An 11,920-nucleotide genomic window follows, 5' to 3' on the forward strand; every position below is an offset into this window, starting at 1 on the left:
GCGGTGGCGGGTTCACCGCGCACCGGCCAGGGTGGCCTCGACGCCGTGCCGCTCCAGCGCGGTCAGCCAGGCGATCACGTCGGCGCGCACCTCGTCGTCCTCGGCCACCTCCACCGGAATGACGTCGCGGAGAGCGAAAACGGCGTCGACGGCACCGGCCGGGGTCCGCGCGCCGGCGTCCAACGCGGCGTGGATCGGCCCGGCCAGTGGGTCCTGGAACGGCAACGGATGCCCGTCGTCGGAGTAACCCAGTGCGAAACGCAACCAGGCGGCCACCACCAGCGCTCCCCACCGCGCGGACCGGCCGGCGGCGCGCAGGTCGGCGATGGTGTGCAGGACGCGCTGCGGCAGCTTCTGCGAGCCGTCCATCGCCACCTGGAGGGTGCGGTGGTGGATCGCCGGGTTACCGAACCGGGCGAGGACCTGCTCGCCGTAGTCGACCACCCGGACCCCGTCCGGCGGGGTGAAGCTGGCCGCGACGTCCTCGGCGATCAGCCGGCGCAGTACGTCGCCCAGGTGCGGGATCTCCAGCGCGTCGGCGATCGTCTCCCGACCGGCCAGCGCGCCCAGGTACGCGACGGCCGAGTGCACGCCGTTGAGGCTGCGCAGCTTCAACCGCTCCCACGGGCCGGCGTCGTCGGTGAGCACCGCCCCGGCGTGCTCCCAGCCCGGCCGGCCGCCGGGGAAGTCGTCCTCGATCACCCACTGCGCGTACGGCTCGGCGGCCACCGCCGCCAGGTCGGTCACGCCGAGTGCCCGGCGTGCCGCCTCGATCGTCTCCGGGGTGCTGGCCGGCACGATCCGGTCCACCATGGTCCCCGGGCACGTGACGTTGCCGGCCACCCACTCGACCAGCCCGGCGGGCACCCCGGCGGCCCGGCCGACCGCCTGGTCGACCATGCCGCGCAGTCGTCGGCCGTTGGCCGGCAGGTTGTCGCAGCTGACCAGGGCCACCGGCCCGGCGTCCGCGGCGGCCCGGGCGGCCAGTCCGCGCAGCAGCAGCCCCGGCACGGTGGTCGGCGGGTGCCCGCCGGCCAGGTCCGCGGCGAGTGCCGCATCCGGGGACAGCTGGCCGGTCACCGGGTCGAGTTGGTACGCCTTCTCGGTGACGGTCAGCGTCACGACGCGGACCGCCGGGTCGGCGAGCAGCGCCACCACGGCGTCCGGGTCGCTGGCCGCGTGTCGTACGCCGCTCAGGGCGCCCACCACCCGGGTGGTGCTGCCGGCGCCGGAGAGGGTGCTGACGCTGAACAGGTTGTCCTGCGCGGCGAGCGCCTCGACCAGGGTGGTGCTGCGCGGGGCGACGCCCACGATGCCCCAGTCACCGCCGGCCGCGCCGACCGCCGCCTCGGTGTAGACGGCCTGGTGCGCCCGGTGGAACGCGCCCAACCCCAGGTGCACGAGACCCGTCGGCACGGTGCCCGGCCGGATCAGGGGACGGGCCTCGGCGGGCAGCCGGCGCAGCATGCCGATGCCGAGCCGGGAGCCGACGGTCACCGCCATGCCGGACCGTCCGGGAAACGGAACTCGGCGATCGACGCCGGTTTCATGGTGGCGCTGTAACCGGGCCGCTCGGGCAGGAGGTAACGGCCACCGCGGGTGCGTACCGGATCGACGAAGTGCTCGTGCAGGTGGTCGACGTACTCGATCATCCGACCGTCCAGGCCGGTGCCCACCCGCAGGTAGTCGAAGATCGCCAGGTGCTGGACGTACTCGCAGAGGCCGACACCACCGGCGTGCGGGCAGACCGGCACCCCGAACTTCGCCGCCAGCAGCAGCTCGGCCAGGACCTCGTTGACCCCGCCGACCCGGCACGCGTCGATCTGCATCACGCCGATCGCGTCGGCCTGGAGCAGCTGCTTGAAGATCACCCGGTTGGCGGCCACCTCACCGGTCGCCACCCGGCACCGGCCGCCGGTCAGCTCGGTCACCGCGCGGGCGATCCGGGCGTGGCCGAGGATGTCGTCGGCGTGCGTCGGCTCCTCGATCCAGTACGGATCCACCTCGGCCAGCGTGGCCATCGCGGTGATCGCCTCGTCGACGTCCCACACCTGGTTGGCGTCCATCATCAACAGCGCGTCCGAGCCGATCTCCGCCCGGATGATCCGGGCCCGGCGCAGGTCGTCGGCGAGTGGGCCGCCGACCTTCATCTTCATCGCACGCCAGCCGTCGTCGTACGCCTGCCGGGTCAGCGCCCGTACCTTGTCGTCGGGGTAGCCGAGCCAGCCGACCGAGGTGGTGTACGACGGGAAACCGTCCCGCTCCAGCGTGGCCAGCCGGTCGACCAGCCCGTCGCGCCCCTTGTCGAGGATCGCGGCGGCCTCGTCCGGGGTGAGCGCGTCGGTGATGTGTCGGAAGTCGACGCTGGCGACGAGGTCGTCGGTGGGCAGCTCGGCGAGGAACCGCCACATCGGCTTGCCGGCCAGGGTGGCCCGCAGGTCCCACACCGCGTTGACCAGCGCACCGGTCGCCATGTGGATGACGCCCTTCTCCGGGCCCAGCCAGCGCAGTTGCACGTCGGCGCTGAGCGAGCGCCAGAACGCCACCGGCTCGGCCGCGATCTCCTCGATCGTGCGCCCCCGTACGTGGTGGGCCAGCGCGCGGACCGCCGCGCAGGTGATCTCGTTGCCCCGGCCGTTGGTGAAGGTGAACCCCGCGCCGACCGGCCCGGCGTCGGTGCCCAGCTCCACGTACGTCGCCGAGTAGTCGCCGCGGTTGATCGCGTCGGAGCCGTCGCCCCGGGCGGCGGTCGGGAACCGCACGTCGTGCACCTCGACGGAGGTGATGGTGACGCTCACTTGTCGCCTCCGAAGTTGAAGACCCGCTTGGGCAGCCGGTACGCCAGGTCGACGATGGTCTCGGCCGCCTCGTCCATCGGCAGCCGGTGCTCGGCGACCAGTCGGGCCAGGAAGCCGGCGTCCACCCGGCGGGCCACGTCGTGGCGCACCGGGATGGAGCAGAAGGCCCGGGTGTCGTCGACGAACCCGGTGGTGTTGTAGAAGCCGGCGCTCTCGGTGACCGCCTCCCGGAACCGGCGCAGCACCTCGGGGGAGTCCAGGAACCACCAGGGCGCGCCGAGCAGCAGCGCGGCGTACCCGCCGGCCAGGGGAGCCAGCTCGCGGGTGAAGGTGTCCTCGTCGAGGGTGTAGAGCACCACCCGCAGCCGTGGGTCGTTGCCGTAGCGCTCCAGCAGCGGGGCGAGTGCGTGCACGTACTCGGTGGCCTGTGGGACGTCGCCGCCGACGTCGCGACCGTGCCGGGCGTGCAGCCAGCGGTTGTGGTTGCGCACCGCGCCGGGGTGCAGCTGCATGACCAGCCCGTCGTCGAGCGACATCCGGGCGAACTCCATGAGCATGTGCGCCCGGAACGCCTCCGCGTCGGCGGCGTCGGCCTCGCCGCGCCGGCCCCGGTCGTACAGCCGCTCGGCCTCCGCCGGTGTCAGGTCCAGCGTGCGCGCGGTGGGGTGGCCGTGGTCGGAGGACGTCGCGCCGGCGGCGATGAACGCGGCCCGCCGGGTCCGCAGTGCGGCCAGATAGCCGGTGTACGTGCCGGTGTCCTCGCCGGCCAGCTCGCCGAGGCGGTCCACATTGGTCGACCAGCCGTCGAACTCCATGTCCACCACGTCGTCGGGGCGGAACGTGGTGACCACCCGGCCGCCGGGACCGCCCCAGCCGTCGGCGGCGAGCTTGGCATGCTGGCCGAGGTCGTTCAGTGGCGACTCGGTGGTGGCCAGCACCTCGATGCCGAACCGCTCGAACAGCGCCCGGGGTCGGAAGTCCGGCTCGGCGAGCCGGGCCGCGATCTCGTCGTAGAGGGTGTCGGCGGTGGCCGGGCCGAGCGGGGTGTGGACCCCGAACACGGTGCGGAAGGTCTGCTCCAGCCAGAGCCGCGACGGTGTACCCCGGAACAGGTGCCAGTGCGCGGCGAAGCGTCGCCATATCACCCGGCCGTCGGTCTCCACCGGGCTGCCGTCGCGGGTGGGCACGCCCAGCTCCGCCGGGGGTACGCCCTGACTGAGCAGCATCCGGGTCAGGTAGTGGTCGGGCACGATGAGCAACCGCGCCGGGTCCGGGAAGGGTCGGTCCTCGGCGAGCAGGGCCGGGTCGACGTGCCCGTGCGGCGAGATGATGGGTTGTTCCGCCGCGAGGGCGTACAGCTCCCGGGCCAACGCGCGCTGGCCGGGTTCGGGCGGCAGGAGCAGATCGGTGTGGTCGAACGTCGGCACGGGGGATGGGCTCCTCGTCGGTGGGTCAGCGGGGGGTGAGCAGGTCGGCGACCCGAACCGGTTGACCGGTCTCGAAGGACCGGTTGGCGGCCAGGCCGGTGAGCAGGGCCAACGCGCCGTCGTCGGCGGTCGCGGCGCGGTCCAGCGGGTCGGGTTGGCCGCCGAAGAGCACCCCGGTCATCCGGGCGTCCGCGCCGCCGTGCCCGTGCCGGCTGCGACCCTCGACCGGGATCTGCCGGGGTGGGGCCCAGAACGGGCGCAGGGTGAGCGTCGCCCCACCGCCCTCGGCTGGCGCCTCGGTGCCGTGCAGCGCGGCACCCTTGACCGCACCGGCGGTGCCCCGGTCGACGAAGTCGTTCTCGGTGACCGCGAGCTCCAGCCGGCCCCGGCTGCCGTTGACCATCACCCGGTAACCCTCCCAGGGGGAGTACGCGGTGAGGTGGTACGTCATCGTGGCGCCGGTGGAGTAGCGGGCGAGCACCGCCATGTCGTCCTCGATGCTGACCCCGGGGGCGAAGACGTTGCGGTCGCGCTGGTAGCCGTCCTCGGCCTCGGCTTCGAGGTACAGCTCACGTAGCCGGGGGTGCGCGTCCAGCCGCAACGCGAACGGGTCGTCGGCGGCGGCAGGGGAGCCGTGCGCCCGGTCGTAGTCGCGGGCGTAGCCGTGCCGGCGGCCGCCCGCACCGTAGAAGAAGAGCCGCCCGGCCGCGTAGACCTCGACGGGGGTTGCGGCGAGCCACCAGTTGACCAGGTCGAAGTGGTGGCTGGCCTTGTGCACCATCAGCCCGCCCGAGGTGGCCTTGTCGCGGTGCCAGCGGCGGAAGTAGTCGGCACCGTGGCGGACGTCGAGCAGCCACTCGAAGTGCACCGAGCCGATCTCGCCGACCGCGCCCTCGGCGAGCAGCCGGCGGACCTGTTCGTGCAGCGGGTTGTAGCGGTAGTTGAACGCGACCGTCACCCGACCGCCGGTCTCGGTCACCGTGTCCAGGATCCGCCGGCAGCGGCGCGCGTCCACGGTCATCGGCTTTTCGGTGATGACCTCCCGGCCGGCGCGCAACGCGGCCACCACGTACTCGTCGTGCGTGACGTCCACGCTGGTCACCAGGACGACGTCGACCCGCTCCTTGTCCAGCATCGTCGCGAACTCGACGGCCGGGTAGGTGGGCACCGGATGGTGGCCCAGCTCGGACAGCCAGCGGTTGTGCGCGTCCATCCGGGCCTGGTTGACGTCGGCGAAGGCGGCCAGCTCGCTGGTGTCGGCATGGTCGAGCACCAGGGCCCGGACGAACATCTCCGCTCGCGCGCCGGTGCCCACGACGGCGTACCGAACTCGGCCGTCGGCTCTCGGTGACATTCGGTCGCCTCCCCAGTGATCCTGCAAAGGTTTGCAATGAAGTAATCACGATCGATCCGGCTGCGTCAACGACGGCGATGCAATCGGCGGTATTTGTCAGTGTTTGCGGGGCGATCAGTCACCAAGGGGAGTCTGGGCGCAACAAAGCCGTAACCATTCGCCGTTGACACTGGAGCAACCGTTTGCATTAATGGGCCACACCCACGTGACCGCCACCACATCGGACGAAGGGGCCGCCGTGCCAGTCACCATCCGGGACGTCGCCCGGGCGTCCGGTGTGCACATCTCCACCGTGTCCCGCACCTTCTCCGCTCCGCACCTCGTCAACCCGGAGACCCGGGTCCGGGTGCTGGCCTGCGCGGAGGACCTGGGCTACCGGCCGAACCGGGCCGCCCGTGCCCTGATCACCGGGCGTACGCACAACATCGGGCTGATCATCGCGGACATCGCGAACCCGTTCTTCCCACCGCTGATCAAAGCGGCGGAGAGTCAGGCCCGGCACCGCGACTACCACGTCTTCGTGGCCGACACCAACGAGGACCCGACCGCCGAGGAGGAGCTGGTCCACGCGCTGGCCAAGCAGGTGGACGGGGTGCTGCTGTGCAGCCCCCGGATGAGCAACAGCCTGATCGAGCAGCTCAGCCGTGAGGTGCCGCTGGTGGTGGTGAACCGCCAGGTGGCCGGCCTGCCCTGCGTGCTGATGGACGTCGGTCAGGGCGCCCGGGCGGCGATCGAGCACCTGGTCGGCCTGGGCCACCGCAGCATCGCGCTGCTCGGCGGGCCGCGCAGCTCGTGGACCAACCGGGAGATGCGCCGGGCCGCCAGCGTGGCCGCCCGAGCCGGCGGCGCCGAGCTGACGGTGCTCGGCCCGAACGCGCCCACCGAGACCGGCGGTTCCGCCGTCGCCGAGCAGGTGCGGCGCAGCGGAGCGTCGGCCGTGCTCGCCTACAACGACCTGATGGCGATCGGCCTCATCGAGGGGCTGGACGCGCTCGGGGTCCGGGTGCCGCAGGAGGTGAGTGTCATCGGGGTCGACGACATCACCCTGAGCCGGCTGACCCGCCCCAAACTGACGACGGTGGCCACACCCACCGGGGCCGCCGGCCGGACGGCCGTCGACATGCTGCTGCAACAGGACACCGAGTCACCGCGCGCCGCGCGGGGATCCGGTGCCGGCACGGCGCTCGGCGTCCGTCGTACCACCGCACAGGTAATGCTCCAGACCGACCTGGTCATCCGCGACTCGACCGGCCCGGGCCCGCACGCCCGACCGGCACGTCCCCTGGCCGCGCGGCAAGGCCCGGACCCGCATTGCCCTGCGGGCCCGGGCATCCCGACGGCGGCCACCGGTGATGCCGTCGCCTCCTAATGCCGAGGAGTGAGCGCACATGCACCCCGCAACGCCCCCCACCACTGACCCGCCCGTCGGGCGCACCCACCGTACCCCTCTGCCCCGGCGGCGACTGCTGCGCGGCCTGCTCGCCGCGACGGTCGCCGCGCCGCTGATGTTCGGTGCCGTCGCCTGCGGAGACGACGGCGGTGCCGCCGACCCGAACGCCCCGGTCAAGCTCTCCATCTTCTGGTGGGGCGGCGACGCCCGGGCCAAGCTGACCGAGGACGCGCTGGCTCTCTACACCAAGAAGCACCCGAACGTGACCTTCGAGAAGACCTGGCAGGCCAACCAGGGCTACTTCGACAAGCTGGCCACGCTCACCGCCGGCGGCAACCCACCGGACCTGTTCCAGATCGACGACAACTACCTGGCCGAGTACGCGGGCCGCAACACCACGCTCGACCTGACCCCCTACCAGAAGTCCGGCAAGCTGGACACCTCCAAGTTCCCCGAGAGCCTCTGGCAGTACGGCGTGGTCGACGGCAAGCTCGCCGGCCTGGCCGCCGGGGAGAACACCCAGGGCCTGGTCTACAACAAGACGCTGCTGACCAAGCACAACCTGCCCGAGCCCACCACCGGAATGTCGTGGGAGCAGCACATCGCCTGGGCCGAGGAGGTGTCGAAGAAGACCGGCGTGCCCGGCACCCAGGACCCGAGCGCCGACTACAAGGCGTTCTGGGTCTGGCTGCGCCAGCAGGGCAAGGACCTCTACAAGGGCAAGGAGCTGGGCTTCACCGCCGAGGACGTGACCAGGTGGTTCGACCTGTGGAAGGGCGCCCGGGACCGCAAGGCCACCCCGACCGCCGACGTCATCCACGAGGGCAACTCCAGCGACATCACCAAGCAACTGGTGGTCACCGGCAAGTCCGCCACCTCCTGGGTCTGGGCCAATCAGATGCCGGACCTGAAGAAGAACACCAAGGACGAGCTGGGCGTCATCGCCTACCCCGGTGACCCGAGTGCGCAGTGGGCTCGGGCCTCGATGTACTGGTCGGTGTTCAAGGGAAGTAAGAACAAGGACGTCGCGGTCGACGTGATCAACTTCCTGAACAACGACCAGGAGGCGGTCAAGCTGCTCGGCACCGACCGCGGTCTGCCGTCCAACCAGGACCTGCGCCGCGTGGTCAGCGACGACACCACCGACCCGGCCATGAAACAGTCCATCGCCGTCGAGGCGGAGCTGACCCAGAAGTTCGGCGAGTCGCCGCAGGTGCCGATCAAGGGGCACAGCAAGGTGCGCTCCGAGCTGATCAAGGCCGCCGAGAACGCCCAGTACGGCCGGGCCACCCCCGCCCAGGCCGCCGCCCAGTTCATCGAGGCGTGCAAGTCCGCCATCGCCTGACCGCCGCACCAGGCGAGGAGAGGAGCTGTTCGTGGCGTTGACCACGGCGCCCGACCCGACCCGACGCGGCCCCGGATCCGCCCGGGCCCACACCGAGAGGCGTGGGCCCGGACGCTTCCGGCACAGCGAAGGTCTGGCGGGGTACGTCTTCCTGTCGCCGTGGCTCATCGGCCTGATGGGTGTCACGGCGGTCCCCATGCTGTTGTCGCTCTACCTGAGCTTCACCAACTACGACATCCTCACCCCCTTCTCCGAGGTGGAGTGGGTGGGGCTGGCCAACTACGAACGGATGTTCACCGCCGACCCGTCGTACTGGCACGCGGTGCGGGTGACCCTGACCTTCGCGCTGATCGCCGTGCCGTTGAAGCTGGCCGCGGCGCTCGGCGTGGCGTTGCTGCTCAACCGCGCCTGGCGCGGGGTCGGGCTGTTCCGTGGGCTGTTCTACCTGCCGTCGCTGCTCGGCGGCAGCGTCGCGCTGGCCATCGTCTGGGTCAACATGTTCAACCGCGACGGCGCGTTCAACTCGCTGCTGAGCCTCTTCGGCATTCAGGGCAAGCCGTGGGTCAACGACCCGGACTGGGCCCTCGAAACGCTGATGGTGCTGGCCATCTGGCAGTTCGGCGCGCCCATGGTGATCTTCCTGGCCGGGCTCAAGCAGGTGCCCACCGAGCTGTACGAGGCCGCGTCCGTCGACGGCGCCGGTCGGTTCCGCCAGTTCCGCAACGTCACCCTGCCGATGCTCTCCCCGGTGATCTTCTTCAACCTGGTCCTGGAGACGATCAACGGGTTCCAGGGTTTCACCGCCGCGTTCGTGCTGAGCAACGGCACCGGCGGCCCGGTCGACTCCACCCTGATGTACACGCTGAACCTCTACATCACCGGCTTCACCGACCTGGAGATGGGCTACGCCTCGGCGATGGCCTGGGTCTTCCTGCTCGCCATCGCGGTGATCACCGCGATCTTCTTCAGCACCGGGCGGTTCTGGGTGCACTACTCCGACGGGGAGGACCGGTGATGGTGACGGTGACCCCGACGGCCGACGCGCCGACCAGAGCGGCGGTAACGAGCCGCCGGCGGCCCGGCGGTCGGCCTGTGCTGCGGCTCCTCATCCTGGTGGCGATCGTCGCCGTGGTGCTCTACCCGCTGATCTGGATGGTGGGCACCTCGGTGAAGTCCCAGGAGGAGATCGTCAACAACGTCGGCTTGCTGCCCGAGCGGTTCACCCCCGGCAACTACACCGCCGGGTGGAGCAACTTCGACGTCAGCTTCGGGCGGTTCTTCCTCAACAGCGCCATGGTCAGCCTGCTCACCGTGGTCGGCAACGGCATCTCCTGCCTGCTGGCCGCGTACGCCTTCGCCCGGCTGCGGTTCCGGCTGCGCGGCGTGTGGTTCGCCGTGATGATCGGCACGCTGCTGCTGCCCTCGCACGTGCTGATCGTGCCGCAGTACATCCTGTTCCGGACGTTGGGGCTGGTCGGCGGCGACTGGCCGTACCTGCCACTGCTGATCCCGCAGTTCCTGGCCACCGAGGCGTTCTTCGTCTTCCTGATGGTGCAGTTCATGCGCGGCGTCCCGCGCGAGCTGGACGAGGCGGCCCGGATCGACGGTGCCGGCCCGTACGGCATCTTCCGGCACATCATCCTGCCGCTGAGCCGCCCGGCGCTGGTCACCACCGCGATCTTCTCGTTCATCTGGACCTGGAACGACTTCTTCCGCCAACTTGTCTTCCTGTCCCAACTGGAGGACTACACCGTGCCGGTCGCGTTGACGCTGTTCATCGACTCGACGAGCCAGAGCGCGGTGGGGCCGATGTTCGCCATGTCGGTGCTGTCGCTGTTGCCGGTCTTCCTGTTCTTCGTCGCGTTCCAGCGGATGCTCGTCGAGGGGATCAACACCAGTGGCATCAAGGGCTGAGCCGGTCGACGGTGGCGGCCGACGGGACTGGCGCGACGTCGCCCGCGATGCCGCCGACCTGGCGCTGCTCGGCATCCTGCTGACACTGGCGGCGGTGCCGCTGCTCACCGCCGGGGCGGCGGCGGGCACGGCCAGCGCGGCGGTGCACGACTGGACGCGTACCGGCAGTTGGCCGTCGGCGCGGGCCACCCTGCGCCGGTTCGCCCGCTCGGTGCTGCCCGGCGTGCCGGTCAGCCTGCTCGCGCTCGTCGTGGCCGGGCTGCTCGCCGCCGACCTGGCGGCGTTGGCCACCGGCCGGGTGCCGGGCGGCCCGCCGGCGTTACTGGTGACGGCACTGGTCGCGGCCGGCCTGGCCGGGTACGCCGGGCTGGTCGTCGTCGAGGTGGGCGGCAACGGGGGCGGGCGGTGGCGGGCGGCGGCCCGGTCCGCCGCCCGCGCCTGTCTCGACGCGCCCATCCGGTGGCTCGCGCTCACCGGCGTGACCGCGCTGGCCGGGCTGCTCGCCGTCCTGGTCACGCCGGTCGCGGTGCCGATCCTCGCCGGTTACACCGTGGCCGCCCTGCACGCCGTCGCCCGGCGCCGGCCGGCCCCCGCGGACCTGGCCGTACGCCGGCCGGGCCCCGCTGACCTCGCCGGCCGCCGGCCGGTCTCCGCTGACCTTGCCGGCCGTGGGCCGGGTCCCGCCCACCCGGAGTTGCCGTGAGCACCGAGCACGCGGCCGGCCGCACCGAACAGCCGGCGCGGCTGTCGGTCGGGGGGACGGAGGTGGCCCGGTACGTGCTCGACCCGGCGCTGGACGCGCGGCACGGGCCCCGGCCGTACCTGCACCCGGTGCGCACCCTCGGCGGCACGGTGGTCACCGACGCCCTCCCCGCCGACCACGTGTGGCACCTCGGTGCCTCCCTGGCCGTGCAGGACGTCAACGGCGCGAACCTCTGGGGAGGGCGCACCTACGTCCGCGACGTCGGCTACACCTGGCGCGACGATCACGGCGTCATCGCGCACACCGCCTGGTCGGAGAGGTCCGCCGACCGGCTTGCCCACCGGCTTGAGTGGCGCGACCCGCACGGGGCGGTGCTGCTCAGCGAGCGCCGCCAACTCACCGCCGTCCCGCTGACCGGGGACGGGCCGAGCGGGGACGGGCCGAGCGGGGACGGGCCGAGCGGCGTGTCGGCCTGGCGGCTGGAGCTGGACTACACGCTGAGTGCCCCGGCCGGACAGGACGTGCGGCTGGGCAGTCCGGCCACCAACGGTCGCCCCGGCGGGGCCGGTTACGGCGGGTTCTTCTGGCGAGCGGTCTCGGCCGAGCCCGCATCGGTGTTCAGCGCCTCGGCGACGGGGGAGGAGGCGGTCAACGGCTCCGCCGAGCCGTGGGTCGCGCTGCGCGGCACCGGGCCGGACGGTAGGGCGTACACCCTGGTGTTCGCCGGTCTCGGCGACGGCGACCGGTGGTTCACGCGGACCGCCATGTACGCGGGCGTGGGGGTGGCGTTCGCGTTCGAACGTCCGGTCACCATCGCGGCCAACACCGAGCGGAGTGGCCGCCACCGCGTCGTCATCGCCGACGGCGCGCTCGACCGCGCGACCGCCGCAGCCCTCGCCCGCTCCACATGTTGACCATGGAGTTGTTGCCACGACACGCCGGACGCGGTGGCAACAACTTCATGATCAACGGCGCGGGGCCGGGTGGGC

The 11,920-nt window shown here is 71.9% G+C and carries 10 protein-coding genes; 6 read left to right on the forward strand and 4 right to left on the reverse strand.

Annotation, left to right across the window (positions count from 1 at the left end):
• Window positions 1–12 precede the first annotated feature (12 nt).
• Genes ACQEUX_RS06615 through ACQEUX_RS06630 form a run of 4 tightly spaced genes read right to left on the reverse strand, consistent with a single transcriptional unit; the run spans window position 13 to window position 5,579 of the window.
• Window positions 13–1,503 (reverse strand): mannitol dehydrogenase family protein, encoded by a 1,491-nt coding sequence (locus ACQEUX_RS06615; RefSeq protein WP_433042737.1) that lies wholly within the window; start codon window positions 1,501–1,503, stop codon window positions 13–15.
• Window positions 1,494–2,798, reverse strand: coding sequence for an enolase C-terminal domain-like protein (locus tag ACQEUX_RS06620; RefSeq protein WP_433042740.1), 1,305 nt, complete (start codon window positions 2,796–2,798; stop codon window positions 1,494–1,496). Before ACQEUX_RS06620 ends, ACQEUX_RS06615 begins: the two co-directional genes overlap by 10 nt.
• Window positions 2,795–4,225: a glucuronate isomerase gene (gene uxaC / locus ACQEUX_RS06625; RefSeq protein WP_433042743.1), complete on the reverse strand. Its 1,431-nt coding sequence runs from the start codon at window positions 4,223–4,225 to the stop codon at window positions 2,795–2,797. Before uxaC ends, ACQEUX_RS06620 begins: the two co-directional genes overlap by 4 nt.
• A 25-nt stretch (window positions 4,226–4,250) precedes the next feature.
• Window positions 4,251–5,579, reverse strand: a complete 1,329-nt coding sequence (locus ACQEUX_RS06630; protein WP_433042746.1) for a Gfo/Idh/MocA family protein — start codon at window positions 5,577–5,579, stop codon at window positions 4,251–4,253.
• A gap of 238 nt (window positions 5,580–5,817) precedes the next feature.
• Between ACQEUX_RS06630 and ACQEUX_RS06635 the strand changes: the two genes are divergently transcribed.
• Genes ACQEUX_RS06635 through ACQEUX_RS06660 form a run of 6 tightly spaced genes read left to right on the forward strand, consistent with a single transcriptional unit; the run spans window position 5,818 to window position 11,845 of the window.
• Complete coding sequence (locus ACQEUX_RS06635; RefSeq protein WP_433042749.1) at window positions 5,818–6,948, forward strand: LacI family DNA-binding transcriptional regulator; 1,131 nt, start codon at window positions 5,818–5,820, stop codon at window positions 6,946–6,948.
• A 19-nt stretch (window positions 6,949–6,967) separates the two neighbouring features.
• Entirely contained in the window at window positions 6,968–8,314 is a 1,347-nt protein-coding gene (locus ACQEUX_RS06640; RefSeq protein WP_433042752.1) for an ABC transporter substrate-binding protein, read from the forward strand.
• Window positions 8,315–8,345: 31 nt separating this feature from the next.
• Window positions 8,346–9,329 carry a carbohydrate ABC transporter permease gene (locus ACQEUX_RS06645; protein WP_433042755.1) on the forward strand — a complete coding sequence of 328 codons (984 nt, stop codon included), beginning with the start codon at window positions 8,346–8,348 and terminating at the stop codon, window positions 9,327–9,329.
• Entirely contained in the window at window positions 9,329–10,228 is a 900-nt protein-coding gene (locus ACQEUX_RS06650) for a carbohydrate ABC transporter permease (RefSeq protein ID WP_433042758.1), read from the forward strand. The genes ACQEUX_RS06645 and ACQEUX_RS06650 overlap by 1 nt, the downstream gene beginning before the upstream one ends.
• Window positions 10,212–10,931: a hypothetical protein gene (locus tag ACQEUX_RS06655; RefSeq protein ID WP_433042761.1), complete on the forward strand. Its 720-nt coding sequence runs from the start codon at window positions 10,212–10,214 to the stop codon at window positions 10,929–10,931. The genes ACQEUX_RS06650 and ACQEUX_RS06655 overlap by 17 nt, the downstream gene beginning before the upstream one ends.
• Window positions 10,928–11,845, forward strand: a complete 918-nt coding sequence (locus tag ACQEUX_RS06660; protein WP_433042764.1) for a PmoA family protein — start codon at window positions 10,928–10,930, stop codon at window positions 11,843–11,845. The genes ACQEUX_RS06655 and ACQEUX_RS06660 overlap by 4 nt, the downstream gene beginning before the upstream one ends.
• The last annotated feature ends 75 nt before the right edge of the window (window positions 11,846–11,920 follow it).

This window comes from Micromonospora sp. CA-259024 (assembly GCF_050936255.1).
Lineage (GTDB): Bacteria > Actinomycetota > Actinomycetes > Mycobacteriales > Micromonosporaceae > Micromonospora.